This window comes from Solibacillus sp. FSL R7-0682 (assembly GCF_038005985.1).
Lineage (GTDB): Bacteria > Bacillota > Bacilli > Bacillales_A > Planococcaceae > Solibacillus.
This window is the reverse complement of record NZ_JBBOUI010000001.1, coordinates 2,778,449-2,794,617: the sequence shown is the minus strand read 5'-3', so window position 1 is coordinate 2,794,617 and position 16,169 is coordinate 2,778,449. Positions and strand designations below refer to the sequence as shown.

Annotated in this window: 20 protein-coding genes; 13 read left to right on the top strand and 7 right to left on the bottom strand. The window is 36.7% G+C overall.

Translation table 11 applies throughout. The features are described 5' to 3' along the window. The first annotated feature begins 54 nt into the window (after window positions 1–54). From MKZ17_RS14210 to cydS, 9 genes are all read left to right on the top strand, one after another. Window positions 55–1,248, top strand: coding sequence for an NAD(P)/FAD-dependent oxidoreductase (locus tag MKZ17_RS14210; RefSeq protein WP_340724387.1), 1,194 nt, complete (start codon window positions 55–57; stop codon window positions 1,246–1,248). A 16-nt stretch (window positions 1,249–1,264) separates the two neighbouring features. Then, window positions 1,265–1,801: a hypothetical protein gene (locus MKZ17_RS14205; RefSeq protein ID WP_340724386.1), complete on the top strand. Its 537-nt coding sequence runs from the start codon at window positions 1,265–1,267 to the stop codon at window positions 1,799–1,801. Between the two features lie 13 nt (window positions 1,802–1,814). Then, on the top strand, window positions 1,815–3,212 hold the full coding sequence (locus tag MKZ17_RS14200; RefSeq protein WP_340724385.1) for an MBL fold metallo-hydrolase: 1,398 nt from the start codon (window positions 1,815–1,817) through the stop codon (window positions 3,210–3,212). 136 nt (window positions 3,213–3,348) lie between these two features. Further along, on the top strand, window positions 3,349–4,383 hold the full coding sequence (locus tag MKZ17_RS14195; RefSeq protein WP_340724384.1) for a sensor histidine kinase: 1,035 nt from the start codon (window positions 3,349–3,351) through the stop codon (window positions 4,381–4,383). Further along, window positions 4,376–5,011 carry a response regulator transcription factor gene (locus MKZ17_RS14190; RefSeq protein WP_340724383.1) on the top strand — a complete coding sequence of 212 codons (636 nt, stop codon included), beginning with the start codon at window positions 4,376–4,378 and terminating at the stop codon, window positions 5,009–5,011. Before MKZ17_RS14195 ends, MKZ17_RS14190 begins: the two co-directional genes overlap by 8 nt. 173 nt (window positions 5,012–5,184) lie before the next feature. Continuing rightward, window positions 5,185–5,961 (top strand): sulfite exporter TauE/SafE family protein, encoded by a 777-nt coding sequence (locus tag MKZ17_RS14185; RefSeq protein WP_340724382.1) that lies wholly within the window; start codon window positions 5,185–5,187, stop codon window positions 5,959–5,961. A 109-nt stretch (window positions 5,962–6,070) separates the two neighbouring features. Beyond that, window positions 6,071–7,402, top strand: coding sequence for a cytochrome ubiquinol oxidase subunit I (locus MKZ17_RS14180; RefSeq protein ID WP_340724381.1), 1,332 nt, complete (start codon window positions 6,071–6,073; stop codon window positions 7,400–7,402). Then, window positions 7,402–8,430 (top strand): cytochrome d ubiquinol oxidase subunit II, encoded by a 1,029-nt coding sequence (locus MKZ17_RS14175; RefSeq protein ID WP_340724380.1) that lies wholly within the window; start codon window positions 7,402–7,404, stop codon window positions 8,428–8,430. The genes MKZ17_RS14180 and MKZ17_RS14175 overlap by 1 nt, the downstream gene beginning before the upstream one ends. Window positions 8,431–8,442: 12 nt before the next feature. Next, complete coding sequence (cydS, locus tag MKZ17_RS20615; RefSeq protein ID WP_445326919.1) at window positions 8,443–8,538, top strand: cytochrome bd oxidase small subunit CydS; 96 nt, start codon at window positions 8,443–8,445, stop codon at window positions 8,536–8,538. A gap of 169 nt (window positions 8,539–8,707) precedes the next feature. Here the strand turns inward: cydS and MKZ17_RS14170 are convergent, their stop codons facing one another. From MKZ17_RS14170 to MKZ17_RS14145, 6 genes are all read right to left on the bottom strand, one after another. Beyond that, window positions 8,708–9,028, bottom strand: a complete 321-nt coding sequence (locus MKZ17_RS14170; RefSeq protein ID WP_340724379.1) for an acyl-CoA dehydrogenase — start codon at window positions 9,026–9,028, stop codon at window positions 8,708–8,710. A gap of 11 nt (window positions 9,029–9,039) precedes the next feature. Continuing rightward, window positions 9,040–9,669 carry a response regulator transcription factor gene (locus MKZ17_RS14165; RefSeq protein WP_340724378.1) on the bottom strand — a complete coding sequence of 210 codons (630 nt, stop codon included), beginning with the start codon at window positions 9,667–9,669 and terminating at the stop codon, window positions 9,040–9,042. After that, window positions 9,662–10,687, bottom strand: coding sequence for a sensor histidine kinase (locus MKZ17_RS14160; RefSeq protein WP_340724377.1), 1,026 nt, complete (start codon window positions 10,685–10,687; stop codon window positions 9,662–9,664). The genes MKZ17_RS14165 and MKZ17_RS14160 overlap by 8 nt, the downstream gene beginning before the upstream one ends. Then, window positions 10,684–11,361, bottom strand: a complete 678-nt coding sequence (gene liaF, locus MKZ17_RS14155) for a cell wall-active antibiotics response protein LiaF (protein WP_340724376.1) — start codon at window positions 11,359–11,361, stop codon at window positions 10,684–10,686. Before liaF ends, MKZ17_RS14160 begins: the two co-directional genes overlap by 4 nt. A gap of 68 nt (window positions 11,362–11,429) precedes the next feature. Beyond that, on the bottom strand, window positions 11,430–12,056 hold the full coding sequence (locus tag MKZ17_RS14150) for a PspA/IM30 family protein (RefSeq protein WP_340724375.1): 627 nt from the start codon (window positions 12,054–12,056) through the stop codon (window positions 11,430–11,432). A 14-nt stretch (window positions 12,057–12,070) separates the two neighbouring features. Further along, complete coding sequence (locus tag MKZ17_RS14145) at window positions 12,071–12,418, bottom strand: lmo0954 family membrane protein (protein ID WP_340724374.1); 348 nt, start codon at window positions 12,416–12,418, stop codon at window positions 12,071–12,073. A gap of 214 nt (window positions 12,419–12,632) precedes the next feature. Here MKZ17_RS14145 and MKZ17_RS14140 point away from each other — a divergent pair, with 214 nt between their 5' ends. After that, window positions 12,633–12,851: a YneF family protein gene (locus MKZ17_RS14140; RefSeq protein ID WP_340724373.1), complete on the top strand. Its 219-nt coding sequence runs from the start codon at window positions 12,633–12,635 to the stop codon at window positions 12,849–12,851. A gap of 168 nt (window positions 12,852–13,019) precedes the next feature. After that, the gene (locus MKZ17_RS14135; RefSeq protein ID WP_340724372.1) at window positions 13,020–13,493 is read left to right on the top strand and encodes an S-ribosylhomocysteine lyase; all 474 of its coding nucleotides are present in this window, start codon (window positions 13,020–13,022) and stop codon (window positions 13,491–13,493) included. A 44-nt stretch (window positions 13,494–13,537) separates the two neighbouring features. Here MKZ17_RS14135 and MKZ17_RS14130 read toward each other — a convergent pair whose 3' ends face one another. After that, the gene (locus MKZ17_RS14130; protein WP_340724371.1) at window positions 13,538–14,491 is read right to left on the bottom strand and encodes an alpha/beta hydrolase; all 954 of its coding nucleotides are present in this window, start codon (window positions 14,489–14,491) and stop codon (window positions 13,538–13,540) included. A gap of 196 nt (window positions 14,492–14,687) precedes the next feature. Between MKZ17_RS14130 and MKZ17_RS14125 the strand changes: the two genes are divergently transcribed. Both MKZ17_RS14125 and MKZ17_RS14120 read left to right on the top strand, forming a co-directional pair. Further along, window positions 14,688–15,869 (top strand): acetyl-CoA C-acetyltransferase, encoded by a 1,182-nt coding sequence (locus MKZ17_RS14125; protein ID WP_340724370.1) that lies wholly within the window; start codon window positions 14,688–14,690, stop codon window positions 15,867–15,869. 22 nt (window positions 15,870–15,891) lie between these two features. Beyond that, entirely contained in the window at window positions 15,892–16,146 is a 255-nt protein-coding gene (locus tag MKZ17_RS14120) for a YqkE family protein (protein WP_340724369.1), read from the top strand. Window positions 16,147–16,169 lie beyond the last annotated feature (23 nt).

The following is a 16,169-nucleotide window of genomic DNA, read 5'->3' as shown; positions in this document are numbered from 1 at the left end:
CTTATGATGTGTGTGTAAAGAATAAAAGATTATCAGAAAGAAGGTTTATATATAATGAGAAGCTCTTTTAAAGTCATCATTGTAGGTGGTGGAACTGCTGGGATTTCAGTCGCTGCCCGACTTCTCAATAAATCAAAAAGTTTAGCCAATGAGGTTGCGATTATTGATCCAGCCCAAAATCATTACTATCAACCGCTATGGACATTAGTTGGTGGTGGAGCAGCCAAAAAAGAAGATTCAGAGCGTTCTATGGAATCTGTAATACCAGATGGCGCCGTTTGGATTAATGAATATGTGGAAGCATTTGTTCCTCACAAAAATCAAGTGTTATTAAAGGACGAAACAGTACTTAATTATGATTATTTAGTTGTAGCAGCAGGCATCGAAATTAACTGGGGTGCTATTAAAGGATTGAAAGAGGCGTTAGGTACGAAGTCTGTATGTAGTAACTATTCATTTGAACATGTTGATTATACGTGGGAAACGATACGCAACTTTAAAACTGGTACAGCCCTTTTCACACATCCGAATTCACCTGTGAAGTGTGGGGGAGCGCCACAGAAAATTATGCATTTAGCAGAAGACTATTTCCAACATAAGGGTGTACGTAAAAATATCAATGTCGTATTTGGCTCTGCTAACCCAGCCATTTTTGATGTCATAAAGTATCGAAACGCTTTAGAAAAAGTAATTGATCGTAAAAAGATTGATGCTCGTTTTAGAAGAAATTTAATTGAAATTAAAGCGAATGAAAAATTAGCTATTTTTGAGAATTTAGAAACAGGTGAAAAAGAGGAAATAAAATACGACATGATTCATGTTACGCCGTATATGAGAGCACCACGCTTTATTGCAGAAAGCACTTTAGCAAATGAGGATGGCTGGGTAGATGTGGACATGCACACGCTACAGCATAAGCAGTTTGCTAACATATTTGGATTAGGTGATTGTGCTGGCTTACCGACATCTAAAACAGGGGCAGCGATTCGCAAACAAGCACCTGTCGTAGCGGAAAATATTGTCGCTTCTATTCGAAACCAGCCTACTACACATCACTATGACGGTTATTCATCCTGTCCGATTGTTACAGGGTATAACAAATTAATTTTAGCAGAATTTGATTATTCAAAAGAGCCTGCAGAGTCAATGCCATTTAACCAAGCTGTAGAGAGAACAAGTATGTATGTAATGAAAAAAGACCTCCTTCCTTTAATGTACTGGAACGGCATGTTAAAAGGAACGATGTAGAAAGGATGTGTGCATAGTGGAACATAACCCTCTACTAGAACAATTAAATAACCCTGCTACGCAAACAGCGCTACTTTCTCTATTAGAAAAATTACCGGAGTATACGAAGAATTTAGAAGCTATGAATAATCTTAGCGCATTTGGCCAAGCCGTATTAGCGGATAATGCACTTAATAAATATGAAGAAATTTTTAGAAGTTATGATATTAATATTCACACGCTAGGAGCATTATTGGAGTTGCTCGAAAAGCTACCAAATGTGCTCGAGAAATTAAATCAAGTAGAGAATTTATTGAATTTTGCTACGTCGATCTTAACAGATGAAACTTCTCTCGATTATGCCAAACAAAGCTTAAAAGAATATACAGATCCTGTAATTACAAAAGGGAAACAAGGCTTTGATTTATTGAAAGAAGTACAACAAGAAGTGAAAACAATTGAGGAACCAATAAAATTATTTACGTTAATGAAATGGTTAAAAGACCCAGGTGTACAAACATCTTTAAAATATATCCAAGCAACATTGAAGGTCTTGAATAAAAACAACGAATAGGAGTGAATGGTATATGTTACTACGTTATTTTTATGATGAAAAATTAGCACATGCTTCCTACATGATAGGGTGTCAGCAAAAAGGTGAAGCTGTAATTGTGGATCCGATGCGTAATATTACGCCATATATTGAGGTAGCAAATAAAGAAAATATGAAAATTGTGGGTGCATTAGAAACGCATATTCATGCTGATTTTGTAGCGGGTTCACGTGAATTAGCAGATCGTTTCAGTGCGACGATGTATATTTCTGACGAAGGGGATGAGAGTTGGAAATATACGAATTTAGAAAATATCAATCATGTCCTTTTAAAGGATGGGGACAAGTTCGAGCTAGGGAAACTTGTTTTTGAGGTCTTGCATACACCAGGTCACACACCAGAGTCAATTTCATTTTTATTAACGGATGGTGCCGCGGCAGATAAGCCTATCGGGATTTTTACAGGTGACTTTGTTTTCGCTGGCGATATTGGACGACCAGACTTACTTGAAAAGGCAGCGGGTATTCAAGGGACAGCTGATTCAGGAGCAAAAGTGATGTATCAATCTGTCGAACGCTTCAAACAGTTACCAGACTATTTACAAGTATGGCCAGCTCATGGAGCGGGTAGTGCCTGTGGTAAGGCGTTAGGTGCTGTTCCATCTACAACAGTAGGCTATGAGAAACAATTTAACTGGGCAATGCAGTTTGACAATGAAGCTGATTTTGTAAAAGGATTGTTAGACGGCCAGCCAGAACCACCATATTATTTTGCTATTATGAAATCGGTTAATAAAATTGGAATCGAGCTCTTAAAAAATCTACCTACACTCGAAGTAATCACGAAGGTAGAACAGATTAATGAAATTTTAGAAGCTGGTCATTTAGTAGTAGATACCCGAAATGCAGAGAGCTTCTCAGAAGGACATATTAAGGGAACGGTAAATATTCCATTCAATAACTCTTTTACGAATTGGATGGGATGGATTGTCGACTACCAAAAACCATTATATCTTTTAGTTGAGGATGAAGAATATTTAGAAGAAATGATGATTGCTTTACATTCTATTGGTATTGATTTAGTGCTAGGTTATGCGAATGTGAATTTAATTGTTGAACAATCACTTACATTAGATAGCTATGAAAATGTAACACCATCTGAAGCAAAAGTTCTAATGGAATCTGAAGATGTCGAAGTGATTGATGTTCGAAATTTAACAGAATTCAACGAAGGTCATATTGAAGGTGCTCAGCACATTATGGTAGGTACGTTAAAGAACAGACTTTCAGAAGTTCCAGAAAAAAAATTAATTGTCCAATGTCAGGCAGGAGGACGTTCAGCAATTGCGGCAAGTATTTTAAAAGCCAATGGTATTCATAATTTAGTGAATATGACAGGTGGCTATAGTCGTTGGAAAAATGAAATAAAATAATCGTTATGGGTACCTTCTTAAGAGAGGGTACCTTTTAGTACTTATTTTGCAACGCTTCGTATTAAAATATTAAATAGAAAATGGCATGTTAAAAATCGTGCGTGAGAATATGGATAAAGGAAGGGGATGAGAATAAATGACTGCTCGTTTACCAAGTGATTATTTACAGGAAATTTATGAACATATACAAGATGGAATCATTATTATGAAAGCGACTCGTGAAATTATTATGATGAATCCCGCAGCCAAAAAACTAACAGGTTGGAACATTGGAGATTCTGTTCCATATTGTACATTTTGTATGACAAGGCAAAAAAAAGACGGTGAGGCAACTTGCTATTTGATGGCGAATAGTGAAGTACCTTCTTTTCTTTCGCAAATGCCAACATATCATGGAAAAAAAATTGATGTGGAAATGAGTACGGCCGCTATTTATGAAAATAACGAAACGGGTGAAGTCGAGTACTTACTAGTATTACGTGATCAAGAAACCTTTAAAAAAGCCCAAGAAACTGAAAATACGAAAAAAATGATTCGTGCGCTTATTGAAGCAAAAGAATCGGAGCACAAACGTCTGGCACAAGAATTACATGATGGGATAGGGCAATCTTTATTTACAGTATCTGTTGCGTTGCAAGCAGTTGAATCATTTGTAAAAGATAACCCAAAACTGAATACATATATTAACGAAGTGCAGGATGAACTTCAAAAGGCGATGGATGATATTAATGCGTATTCACATCAATTACGTCCACATAGTCTAGATCAATTAGGCTTAGAACCAACAATTCAGATGATGATAGACAATATTATGAAAAATCTACCTTCACTTACAATTGATTTAATAACAAAAGGTTTAAATCGATGTGATCCGGTCGTAGAAATTAACTTATATCGAGTTATTCAAGAAGCACTCCATAATATAGTGAAATATGCAAATGCTAGTCATGTTCAAATTCGTATTGTGAAGGACAAAACACATATTTATATGGATATTGTCGATGATGGCATCGGATTTGACCGAGGAAAAATTAAGAGTGCAGGCTTAGGATTGAAACATATGGAAGAGCGTATTGATCTATTGGGCGGCAAGTTCGAAATTCATTCAAATTTAGGAAACGGTACAAGTATTACGATCGTTTTACCAAGGTGGAGACCACAAAATGATTAAAGTATTATTAGTAGATGACCATGTTCTTATTCGAAGGGGCATAGCACTGTTACTTGAAAATCACGTAGATATTTCCGTAGTAGGAGAAGCAAGTGACGGAGAGGAAGCGATTCAATTAGCTTACCAGACGAGTCCAGATGTTATTTTAATGGATATTTCAATACCGAATGGAATTGATGGATTTACGGCAACAAAGGAAATAAAAAAGAATTTACCTGAAATTAAGATTATTATTTTAACAATGCATAATGAAGTTGCCTATATTCAACAAGCAATAGAAATCGGGGCAGATGGCTACATTTTAAAAAATAGCCAGGGTGGTATTATGTACGAGGCAATTCAAAACGTTTATAATCATAAAGCTTATTATGAAGTAGGTCTACCTAAGGAACAGATTGAAAAGTTATTTAAAAATAAAGGAAATCAAAAAGCAGATGTTCTTTCTACACGGGAGCAAGAAATTGTGCGTCTAACAATTTTAGGCTATACAAATGTGCAAATAGCTGAAAAATTGTTTATTAGTTCAAAAACAGTAGAGAGTCATAAATCTAACATTATGCAAAAGTTAAACTTAAAAAGTAAAGCAGAGTTAATTCAATACGGTATTACGAATGGCTATATACAATAAGAAAATCAACCCAACTTAAAGTAATCATCACACTTTAATGTTGGGTATTTTTATGTGAAAAAAACGTCAAATTTGATTGGCTTTTAAAGCGGTTATAGTGGTAAACCCCTATATTTAATGATGACAAACCTTACTATACTTAATTTAAATTAGTTAGAAGGAAGGTGTGTACGATGGATCTTTCGTTCATCGTTGTCATATTTTTAATTGGCTTTATTGGCTCCTTTGTATCTGGAATGGTTGGTGTCGGGGGCTCAATTATTAAATATCCAATGCTACTTTACATTCCACCATTATTTGGATTAGCCGCATTCTCTGCACATGAAGTGTCAGGTATTAGTGCAATTCAAGTGTTTTTCGCATCGATTGCGGGTGTGTGGGCTTACAGAAAAAGTGGATTATTGCATAAAGAATTGATCATGTATATGGGAGGCTCCATTTTAATTGGTAGCTTTATCGGTAGTTTTGGATCGGGCTATTTATCAGAAGGTGCAGTGAATCTTGTTTACGGGCTTTTGGCGCTTATTGCAGCCATCATGATGTTTATTCCTAAAAAACAAATTGATGATCAATCCATCCATGAAATCTCATTTAACAAACTAGTAGCAGCAGGATTAGCCTTTATCGTAGGTATCGGATCTGGTATCGTCGGTGCGGCGGGCGGATTTTTACTAGTACCAATTTTATTAGTGGTGCTAAAAATACCAACACGTATGACAATTGCGACTAGTTTAGCCGTAACGTTTATTTCATCGATTGGTGGAACCGTTGGGAAAGTGATGACAGGTCAAATTGATTACGGACCTGCAACTGTCATGATTATTGCAAGTATTATTGCAGCTCCACTTGGTGCTAAACTGGGCAATAAATTAAACGTTAAAATGTTGCAATTTATTTTAGCTATTTTAATTTTAGGCACAGCGATAAAAACATGGATAGATATTTTATAAGAGGTGAGTATATATGAGTAAAAAATTTAGGGTTGTAAGTTTCATAGTATCGTCAATTGTGATGGTTGTAATTGTTTCAGCAATTTTTTAGAGATAGGAGGCAAATAAAATGGAAAATTCAGCAGTGTTTTGGAGTAGAGCACTTACAGAGTTAACATTATCCTTCCATATACTCTTTGCAACACTAGGTGTCGGTGTGCCACTGATGATTTTGATTGCACAATATGTTGGATATAAAAGAAATGACGAACACTATACTTTAATGGCACGTAGATGGGCAAGAGGATTTACCATTACAGTAGCGGTTGGAGTAGTGACTGGTACAGTTATTGGGTTACAGCTGTCTCTTTTATGGCCGCAATTTATGGAAATAGCAGGTCAGATTATTGCGTTACCACTTTTCATGGAGACTTTTGCATTTTTCTTTGAAGCAATCTTTTTAGGAATTTATTTATATACATGGGACCGATTTAAAAATCCAAAACACCATATGTTACTGCTTATTCCAGTAGCAATTGGAGCATCCATGTCAGCGGTGTTTATTACGATTGTTAATGCTTTCATGAACGCGCCAAGAGGTTTTGATATTGTTGGTGGAGAGCTTATTAATATTCAACCGATTTTAGCAATGTTTACACCTGCAATGCCTACAAAAATTGGGCATGTTTTAACATCAAGCTTCATGACAGTAGCCTTTATTTTAGCAGCGATTGCCGCTTACAAACTACTAAAAGGGGAAGAACAAGTTTATCATAAAAAAGCGCTTTATTTAATGATGAAGCTCGGTATTATATTCTCAATTGCTACGGCAATTGTTGGCGATTTTTCAGCGAAATATTTAGCGGAATATCAGCCTGAAAAATTAGCTGCAGCAGAATGGCACTTTGAAACAGAAGAAGGTGCCGATCTAATCTTCTTTGGTGTACTTGATGGGGATGAGGTAAAATATGAGATTCGTATTCCGAAAGTATTAAGCTTCTTAGCAAGCAATGATTTTAATGCGGAAGTGACAGGACTTGAAGAATTTCCAGAAGATGAACGACCACCGCTCATTACACACTACTTCTTTGATGTAATGGTATCAATAGGCATGCTGATGATTTTCTTATCAATGTCCTTTGTGATAGGGAAATGGCGACAATGGAAATGGGTTGAATCTCGGTTATTTAGATGGTTCATTGTATTAAGTGGTCCTTTATCCCTCGTTGCAATTGAAGCAGGTTGGTGGTTAGCCGAGCTAGGTCGTCAGCCATGGATCTTATATGGTATTATGCGTACCGAAGAAGGAGCAACTACCGCAACAGGGGTAGAATGGTTATTTATTGCATTTGGTCTTGTCTACTTAGTATTAGGGATTGGTAGTATCGTAGTATTACGTCGAATGTTTAAAAATAACCCTGTTGAAAAGGAATTAGCATTACGTAAAGGCGGTGCGAAATAATGTGGTTAGAAATATTAGGAATTTCTGTCTTGTGGATATTCTTGTTTGGCTATGTCATAGTAGCATCCATTGACTTCGGAGCTGGATTTTTCAACGCTTATAGCCTTGTAACAGGGAAAAATCAGATTTTATCAAAAGTTATTAAGCGTTATTTATCGCCGGTATGGGAAATTACAAATGTATTTTTAGTATTTTTCTTCGTTGGAATTGTCGGCTTTTTCCCACAAACAGCTTACTACTACGGTACAGTTTTATTGGTGCCAGCATCGATTGCTTTAATTTTACTCACAATACGAGGCAGCTATTATGCGTTTGAATCTTACAGTGGTTTAAGAGGTCATAAAGGGTACGCGGTTGCATATGGTTTAGCGGGTTTATTCATTCCTGCATCATTATCTGTTGTTTTAACGATTTCTGAGGGTGGTTTTGTGACAATGAACGAAGCAGGTCCGAAACTCGATTACTTAACGCTCTTTACAAGTCCACTCGCTTGGTCCATTGTCGTTTTAAGTATAACCGCCGTCCTTTACATTTCAGCTGTCTTTTTAACATGGTATGCGAAAAAGGCTGGCGATGGAAAAGCGAGCGATTTAATGCGTAAGTATGCTCTTGTTTGGGCGATCCCTTTAATCGTTAGTGCTTTTGGGATTATTATTGAACTGAAAGCTACAGGAAATTGGCATTATGAGCAAATGGTAGACATCTCTTGGTTATTCATCGTATCAGGAATTATGTTTTTAGCGACAATTTGGTTACTTTGGGCAAAAGTTAAGTATGGATTAGCTGTAGTAGTCATGTTTTTACAGTTTGCGACCGCCTTCTTTGCGTACGGGATATCGCATTATCCATATTTACTTTACCCATATTTAACAATCCATGATAGCTTTACAAATGAAGCGATGGCGATTGCACTTGTTGTCGCGTTTATAGCAGGTCTTGGCTTACTTATTCCTTCCATGTATTTAGTGTTTAAGTTGTTTATTTTCAATAAAGGCTATATTTCAGGGGAAGATGAAACGCATGTATAAGGAGAGGTTACAATGAATGACTTATTAATTTTTTATGCACCGTTTATTGTTGTCATTTTAGCAGTGTTAGCAGCCTTTGTTGTAGCGACAAAAACGAAAACACATTAAATAGAAAATAATCAATTAATTAATAGTAGTACAAACAAAGTTTATAGTTTGTACTACTATTTTATTGAAGGAGCTATTGTGAATCCTGAGCAGAAAGCATTTGGTCCTTTTTATGTATATGAAAACGAGCTACCCTTTTTAATGAAATGGGTAGCTCAATTTATGTGCACTATTTTTTCTTCTTTTCCTTGATGAAAGAGTAGATTATTAAACCAAGCTGGATGATGACAATAGCGATGAACATATAAAAGTTTTTTTGTGAACTACTTAAATTTATTTCATCTGCTAAAATGCCAGTAATCGAAAGCATTTGTGCACTTAATAAAATAATAAACGCCCCAATAAAAAGCATGATTTTTGAATTTACTGTAAAGCGTAGTTGCACAATCACAAAAAGTGCGGAAAAGATTAAGATCAGGGTAAATAATGGGTCAAGTAATGTTAATGTGCCGTCAGAGGCGAATTTTTCGTACGTAAATGATTTTTCCATAGGTCGCTCCTTTAATCTACTAATCCATTTTGAAATGCATATACAACCGCCTGTGTACGGTCCTGTACTTCTAATTTACTTAAAATATTGCTAACATGTGTTTTTACTGTTTTTAACGCAATAAATAATTCCTCTGCGATTTCCTGATTGGCCATTCCACGAGACATGCATTGTAATACTTCCATCTCACGTTCCGTTAAATGATCATGCAGAGCAGGAGAGGTACCACGCATGCGAGCCATTACTTTTGTAGTTGCTTCCGGTTCAAGTACGGTCTCTCCAGCCATTGTTTTGCGAATCGCATCGGCAATTTGCTTTGCGTTTGATGTTTTTAAAATATAGCTGACTGCACCAGCTTCCAAAGCGGGATAAAGTTTATCATCATCGATAAAGCTCGTAACCATCATTACCTTTGCTTGAGGCCATTGTGCTAAAATTTCGGCTGTTGCCTGCGCCCCTGTTTTTATTGGCATAACATTATCCATTAACACTAAGTCTGGTCGTAATGCTAAAACTTTATCAACTGCTTCTTGTCCATTAGTTGCCTCACCTATTACTTCTATATCGGGCTGAGCAGATAAATAGGCGGATACACCAATACGTACCATTTCATGATCATCGGCAATAACGACTTTAATCATTTATTTGTTCCTCCTTTGTTATTGGAACCTTTACCTCTACTATTGTTCCTTCATTTGGCACTGAGACGATCTTATACGTACAGCCGATCTCCACAGCACGTTCAGCAATATTTTTTAAGCCGTATGAAGAGGTTTTATCACCTTCATTATGAAAGCCTAATCCATTATCCTGTATTCGCAATATGGCGAGCTGATCTCTGGCAATCAAAAGTAATTCTACTTCGGTTGCCTTTGCATGACGAAGTGTATTCGATAAAGCTTCTTGCGCAATTCGGAATAAATGATCCTCTTCTGTTTTTGATAAAGAGATTTCTTCTATTTGATAATCAATCTGAAAGTACACTTTTTCCTGTAATTCAACAATTAAATCTTCTAAGCCTTCTGCTAAGCTTTTGTTGCGAAGCGCGACGGGTCTTAAATGAAGCAATAACGCACGCATTTCTAGTTGGGCTTGCTGAACAATTTTTTCCACTTGCCCAAGCTGTTTTTGTGATTGGGCATCATTTTCTTGTTCTGTTAGCGCGGATAGCAGCATAGAGGCAGCGAATAATTGCTGTGACACAGAATCGTGAAGCTCACGCGCGAGTCGTTGGCGCTCAGCTAGTAAGCGTTCTTGGACAATGGCATCATTCGTTTCAACTTTTTCACTTGCAAGTCGTTGAAGAGAAGAACGCTGGGTTTCAATTAAGTCATTCGCATCTCTAAGCGCTTTTTTTAATGATCCGCTCGTCTTTTTTAGCATCTTTGCAAAGTCAGGGTCAGCTACTTTTTTGACGTAACGTGTCGTACTATTTTCTTTAAGCTTAATAGAGATACTCATCCAAAGGGCTAAAAAAAAACTAATGGAGCTAGCGCTTATAATAAAAATCCCAGCGAGAGGAAGCCCATAAGATGTTTTTTCCAATAAAAATGCCCATTTTTCCTCAGTTGGCTCTCCAATAATAAAAAATAAAATACTTATTGTAAATGTTGCAATTATACATAGTAATATAAAAAAACGAGCAATTAAAGCGATCATCCTCGTCGCACCTCCACATCTCCAATCCAAGATGTCACATACAGTACAAGTATTCGTTTAGCATCTTCATCCCCATCTTCAAATTGGAGCTTTTCATTGATACATTGCTTTGGCGCATAGTGTAAGCATGTTGCTTCTCCATAAAGCGTAGAATAATGCAGTTGAATTGTTACTTCATAAGGTACGATAACACGTACTTTCCCTAAAGCCTGCTGAACGACGATAACAGATTTTCCATGTGGCAGAATTGTTTCGGTTACGTCGATTGTTGTATCTCCAATAAACCGTTGAATTTGGAGGTCATTCCATTTATAAGCTTCAGAAGTAGTTGGTGCTGTTCCTAATAATTGATTTTGCTCGGTTGAATAATTTTCAATAGGATTTTTAATCTCAATGATGTCTTCTTTTTTAGTCGTATATTTATAAAGTAAATAGATTAACAAACCAATTATAAGGAGGCGTAATGTCCATAGATTAATAATAGCTAAAAACAAAAATGCAAGTCCACCCCATAATAGAAACTGTTTTTTCCTTTTGAAACTCATAAAAAGTAAAAGAACACCAACGACTAATAAAAAGACCGCACCATTATTAAATAGTGTCAATTCAATTAACACGATTAAGGCAATCGATATGATTGTAATAGCTAATTGATCGGATGTTAGTTTAGGCATTAAGCTTCCCCCTATAAAACGTGCAAAATGGAGAAAGCAAAATGCCTTCTCCCTCTAGCAGTATACCATTATTTTGGTTGTTCGATTAATTTTTGTTCTTTTTCTAATTGAGCTAAACGTGCTTCAAATGTTGTTACTTCATATTTGCGATCGATGTTTTGAGCTAAGTCATCAATATAAGTAGATAACTCATCAAAGTTATCTGCTTTATTCGTTGTTAATACTTTATCCATTTGGTGATGTGCACGAACGACATTTTCCTTCCCCATTAATTGAAGCTGACGAACTTTCATATCTTTAATTTTATGCTTCATCGTTTCAAACTTGCGCTCTAAAGTAAAATATTCTGCATTCGCTGCATCAATGCTTGCTAGTAAAGATTGCTTACGTGCAGTATAAGCTGTCACTTCATCTTGGGCAAAGGCAATTAATTCAGTTTCTTCTGTAGATGATGCAAGTGTTAATTGCTTTTCACGTTTTTCAAGCATGTCAATTGTTTGTGCAAGCTGCTGTTCTAATTCGTTTTTTAGTTGTGCTTGTCGAGCAAGTAATTTACCTGTTTGCTCTGTTTGCTTCTCCGCTTCACGAATGTATTGATTTAAAATAGAGATTGGATTTTTTTCGACCTTTTTATCGAATAAATCGTGTAAGTCCGCTTGAATTGAATATTTAAATTTTGTTAATAAGTTTTTCATGTTGAATCCGCTCCTTATTTGTTTAATTTTGCCCATTCTCGTTCAAAGTTAGTGAAAGGGTCTTCTTCTTTCGTCGGGAAAATTTCCACTTTTTCATTTTTACGCGTTTTAAAAATGTAATACAAAATTCCAATAGCTGCTAATCCGATAAAGCCTGGAATGTTCGATAATGCACTCACTAAGCCTGCTAATGCAATGACTAAGCTCATTACTTTTACAAAAGTAGATGTGCTTTCTGTATAGTAATGTAGTCCAGCTGCTAACAGTAGCCCTGAGACTAATAGTCCTGCAACAGGTGCGAGCAATGCGATTGCAAAGATTGCTGCAAAGAAGCCTGCAGAATAAAGTAAAAATTTCTTCATGATTTGTTCCTCCTCGTTCGTGATGTATTAATCGTACCTTTTTCTTCTATTTTCGATAACGACCCCAGACTGTATTTTCATCTAGGGCTAGAGGCTGAGAATAACTAAGACACACATGTCCAAATTAAATGTATAGAAACGCCTATAAAATTAGTGTATAATCCTTCATGGAGAGTTTTTCTCGGGATATCGGTAGTGGAGGAGGTAGTTAGTTATGACATGGGCATGGATTTTAGGTATTATTGTTGCATTAATCGCAGGTATAGCGATTGGTTTCTACGGTGCTCGTCAATATATGATGAAGTATTTAAAAGATAATCCACCAATTAACGAGCAAATGATTCGTGTGATGATGGCACAAATGGGACGTAAACCATCTGAAAAGCAAGTTCGCCAAATGATGGCACAAATGAACAAGTTCCAAGACAAATAATTATGAATGACTACCTTTCTAATTTGCATAAATTATATAGGTAGTTTTTGTTTGTCCTTTTTTCCATAGAAGGTTCACCTTATTTATAAAAATCAGAATATTCTATTGATTTAGTTGGTTTTGTAGTCTACTCTAAAGAGGAAGTAATTTTTGGAGGTAGGGAATAGCATGACAACAGAAAAGACAAACGTAGAAAGCTTTGATTTAGATCATACGAAAGTCGTTGCACCGTATGTGCGTCTAGCAGGAACTAAGGTAGGCGAAAAAGGGGATGTTGTAACAAAATACGATATTCGCTTTAAGCAACCAAATAAAGCCCATATGGAAATGCCTGCGTTACACTCGCTAGAGCATTTAATGGCTGATCGCATTCGAAATCATTCTGATGCAGTTGTAGATTTCTCACCAATGGGCTGTCAAACAGGTTTTTATGTATCATTCATTAACTATGATGACTTTGAGGGGATTTTAACAATACTAGAAAAAACAGCACAGGATGTGTTAGCTGCTACTTCTGTTCCAGCATGTAATGAAGTACAATGCGGCTGGGCTGCAAGTCATAGTTTAGAAGGTGCACAGGCGCTAGCGAAGGAATTTTTAGAAAAACGCACGGAATGGCATATTGTATTTAACGAAGAGTAAGAAAAGGATGAACGTTGTTTCCTACAGCGTTCATCCTTTTTATGTTAATCAAGTTGATCTGATGCAAGAGTGTCATTTTCGATCCGATATTGAGGTACATAATCATGTAGAAATTTAGCGACGGTTTGCTCGTATTCTAAAGGTGATTCATTAAAGGATTTTGCATGAGCTCCTTTTTCGAAAATTTTCAACATTTTACTCCCTTTTTTAGCTTCATACAACTGTTTCGACATATCTGCGGGAATGAACGTATCTGGCGCACTATGAATAAATAATACCGGTTTTTCAATATCAATTACTGCTTTTAATGGATTTACTTCAGATAGCGAATAACCATCCCGTAAGCGCAAAAAAACATTTGCAAAAGGAATTGTATATTTAGGGATTAGTGAATCTTTAAAAATTGACGTTAATAGATCTGGGAAGTTAGAGAACGCGCAATCCGAAATGTAAAAATCAGCATTACTTTCTAAACTACCTGCATATAAAATGGTCGTTGCTGCACCCATTGATTCCCCATGAATACCTAAAAGAGCGTCGTTACCAATTGTTTCGCGTACTGCTTGCACCATTGCTTGTAAGTCAAATTTTTCGTAATGTCCGTAGCTTGTCGTCTTTCCTTCCGAATCTCCGTGTCTCCGATGGTCGTAAACAACTGCATTAAAACCAAGACGTTCAAACATCCGTGCATATTTCATGGAGTTAATTTTATTTTCAGTGACACCGTGACAGATGATGACCGTGTTTGTCGTATCGAGCGGTTTTAAAAAAATTCCTTTTATTGCATAGCCACTTGGAGAAGTTACTGTTAATTGCTCTTTTGGACAACTTTCATACCATACTTCATCAAAACGTTTTGCTTCCTGTTCTCTTGATAAGATGACGTTATCATCTTTCTTCTTTATATACATGAGACGATTTGTAAGTAGAAGTCCAGTAATGGCTGTAGCGACAGCGGTTGTAGCAAGTCCTGAAGCGAGCACATATTTTTTCTTCATAAAGCGTGCACCTCACTGACGTATTTTATTATATATTATTTCATTATTTCCTTTTTGTTTGAATTAATCAACTATTCCCAATAAGAAATTGAATATTTACTCATCTCTATAAATTGGAAAAAAGATTTGATAAAATGATTAATACGAATACATAATATTCGGAGCACAAAGGGAAGTAGCTAAAGGGGGAAATTAAATGGGGCAAGAGGTAGTGATCGTAAGCGCGGTGCGAACAGCAATTGGTTCATTTCAAGGATCGTTAAAGAATATCCCAGCAACAACATTAGGGAGTATCGTTTTGAAGGAAGCATTGAATCGCATTCAATTAAATCCGGCATTAGTGGATGAAGTCATTATGGGGAATGTGTTAGCAGCTGGTTTAGGTCAAAATCCTGCAAGACAAGCAAGTATTAAAGCGGGCATACCGGAGACTGTACCAGCGATGACAATTAATAAAGTATGTGGTTCCGGATTAAAGGCAGTTCATTTAGCAGCACAGGCAATTGCAGCAGGGGATGCAGAAATTGTTGTTGCAGGTGGTTTTGAAAATATGAGTCAAGCTCCATACGTATTACAAAATGCTCGAGAAGGGTTCAGAATGGGTGATCAAAAAGTAGTCGACACGATGATTAAAGATGGTTTATGGTGTGCATTTAACGATTATCATATGGGCATTACAGCAGAAAATTTATGTGATCACTATTCCATTTCTCGCGAAGAGCAAGATGCCTTCTCAGCTCGTTCTCAAGCACGTGCAACAGAGGCATTGAAAGCAGGGAAATTTGTCGATGAAATTGTTCCTGTGGAAATTCCACAACGTAAAGGAGAGTCACTGCTCTTTACACAAGACGAGTATGTGAAACAAGGAACGACAGCAGAAAAATTATTAGGCTTACGTCCAGCATTTAAAAAAGATGGCTCGGTAACTCCAGGAAATGCATCAGGTATTAATGATGGAGCAGCTGCAGTTGTTGTTATGTCAAAGCAGCGAGCATTTGAACTAGGCTTAACGCCTATGGCAACGATTGTAGCTAATGCAAGTGCAGGTGTAGATCCTGCGATTATGGGGGTAGGTCCAGTACAGGCCGTTAAAAAGGCTTTGGCAAAAGCAAATGTAGCTTTAGATGAAATCGATTTAATTGAGGCGAATGAAGCATTTGCCGCTCAAGCGATTGCAGTTGATCGCGAATTAGCTTTCAATCATGATAAACTAAATGTAAATGGCGGAGCGATTGCACTAGGACATCCAATTGGAGCAAGTGGTGCGCGTATTTTAGTTACGCTTCTACATGAAATGCAAAAGCAGGACGTTAATTTAGGGCTTGCAACATTATGCATTGGAGGCGGACAAGGAGTCGCTACAATCGTTCGACGCTAAAAATAACTGGTAGGTGAACAAAATGGCAAGAAAAAAACAACAACGCCAAACAAATGAATTTGAACTGCCAAAAGAAAAGGCAGCCACATTAGCTGATCAATTAGGTGGCGATATACTTGCAAAGCTGAAGGCAGCAAAGCAAGAAATGGTAGCGGATGAAAAGGTAAAAGAAGAAGAACGTCTTGCACAAGCTGCATTCGAAAAAAAGCAACGGGAAAAAAATATGAGTTTTGAACAATTGTTAGATCAGTATGGGGATAAAGGTTCAAAATATTAACTAAATGAAAACTGCTGAGCAAA

Bases quoted from the DNA above. Each gene is read 5' to 3' on its own strand.
- MKZ17_RS14210 (WP_340724387.1), top strand. From the start codon at position 55: ATGAGAAGCTCTTTTAAAGTCATCATTGTAGGTGGTGGAACTGCTGGG.
- MKZ17_RS14200 (WP_340724385.1), top strand. From the start codon at position 1,815: ATGTTACTACGTTATTTTTATGATGAAAAATTAGCACATGCTTCCTAC.
- MKZ17_RS14195 (WP_340724384.1), top strand. From the start codon at position 3,349: ATGACTGCTCGTTTACCAAGTGATTATTTACAGGAAATTTATGAACAT.
- MKZ17_RS14190 (WP_340724383.1), top strand. From the start codon at position 4,376: ATGATTAAAGTATTATTAGTAGATGACCATGTTCTTATTCGAAGGGGC.
- MKZ17_RS14185 (WP_340724382.1), top strand. From the start codon at position 5,185: ATGGATCTTTCGTTCATCGTTGTCATATTTTTAATTGGCTTTATTGGC.
- MKZ17_RS14180 (WP_340724381.1), top strand. From the start codon at position 6,071: ATGGAAAATTCAGCAGTGTTTTGGAGTAGAGCACTTACAGAGTTAACA.
- MKZ17_RS14175 (WP_340724380.1), top strand. From the start codon at position 7,402: ATGTGGTTAGAAATATTAGGAATTTCTGTCTTGTGGATATTCTTGTTT.
- cydS (WP_445326919.1), top strand. From the start codon at position 8,443: ATGAATGACTTATTAATTTTTTATGCACCGTTTATTGTTGTCATTTTA.
- MKZ17_RS14170 (WP_340724379.1), bottom strand. From the start codon at position 9,028: ATGGAAAAATCATTTACGTACGAAAAATTCGCCTCTGACGGCACATTA.
- MKZ17_RS14165 (WP_340724378.1), bottom strand. From the start codon at position 9,669: ATGATTAAAGTCGTTATTGCCGATGATCATGAAATGGTACGTATTGGT.
- MKZ17_RS14160 (WP_340724377.1), bottom strand. From the start codon at position 10,687: ATGATCGCTTTAATTGCTCGTTTTTTTATATTACTATGTATAATTGCA.
- liaF (WP_340724376.1), bottom strand. From the start codon at position 11,361: ATGCCTAAACTAACATCCGATCAATTAGCTATTACAATCATATCGATT.
- MKZ17_RS14150 (WP_340724375.1), bottom strand. From the start codon at position 12,056: ATGAAAAACTTATTAACAAAATTTAAATATTCAATTCAAGCGGACTTA.
- MKZ17_RS14145 (WP_340724374.1), bottom strand. From the start codon at position 12,418: ATGAAGAAATTTTTACTTTATTCTGCAGGCTTCTTTGCAGCAATCTTT.
- MKZ17_RS14140 (WP_340724373.1), top strand. From the start codon at position 12,633: ATGACATGGGCATGGATTTTAGGTATTATTGTTGCATTAATCGCAGGT.
- MKZ17_RS14135 (WP_340724372.1), top strand. From the start codon at position 13,020: ATGACAACAGAAAAGACAAACGTAGAAAGCTTTGATTTAGATCATACG.
- MKZ17_RS14130 (WP_340724371.1), bottom strand. From the start codon at position 14,491: ATGAAGAAAAAATATGTGCTCGCTTCAGGACTTGCTACAACCGCTGTC.
- MKZ17_RS14125 (WP_340724370.1), top strand. From the start codon at position 14,688: ATGGGGCAAGAGGTAGTGATCGTAAGCGCGGTGCGAACAGCAATTGGT.
- MKZ17_RS14120 (WP_340724369.1), top strand. From the start codon at position 15,892: ATGGCAAGAAAAAAACAACAACGCCAAACAAATGAATTTGAACTGCCA.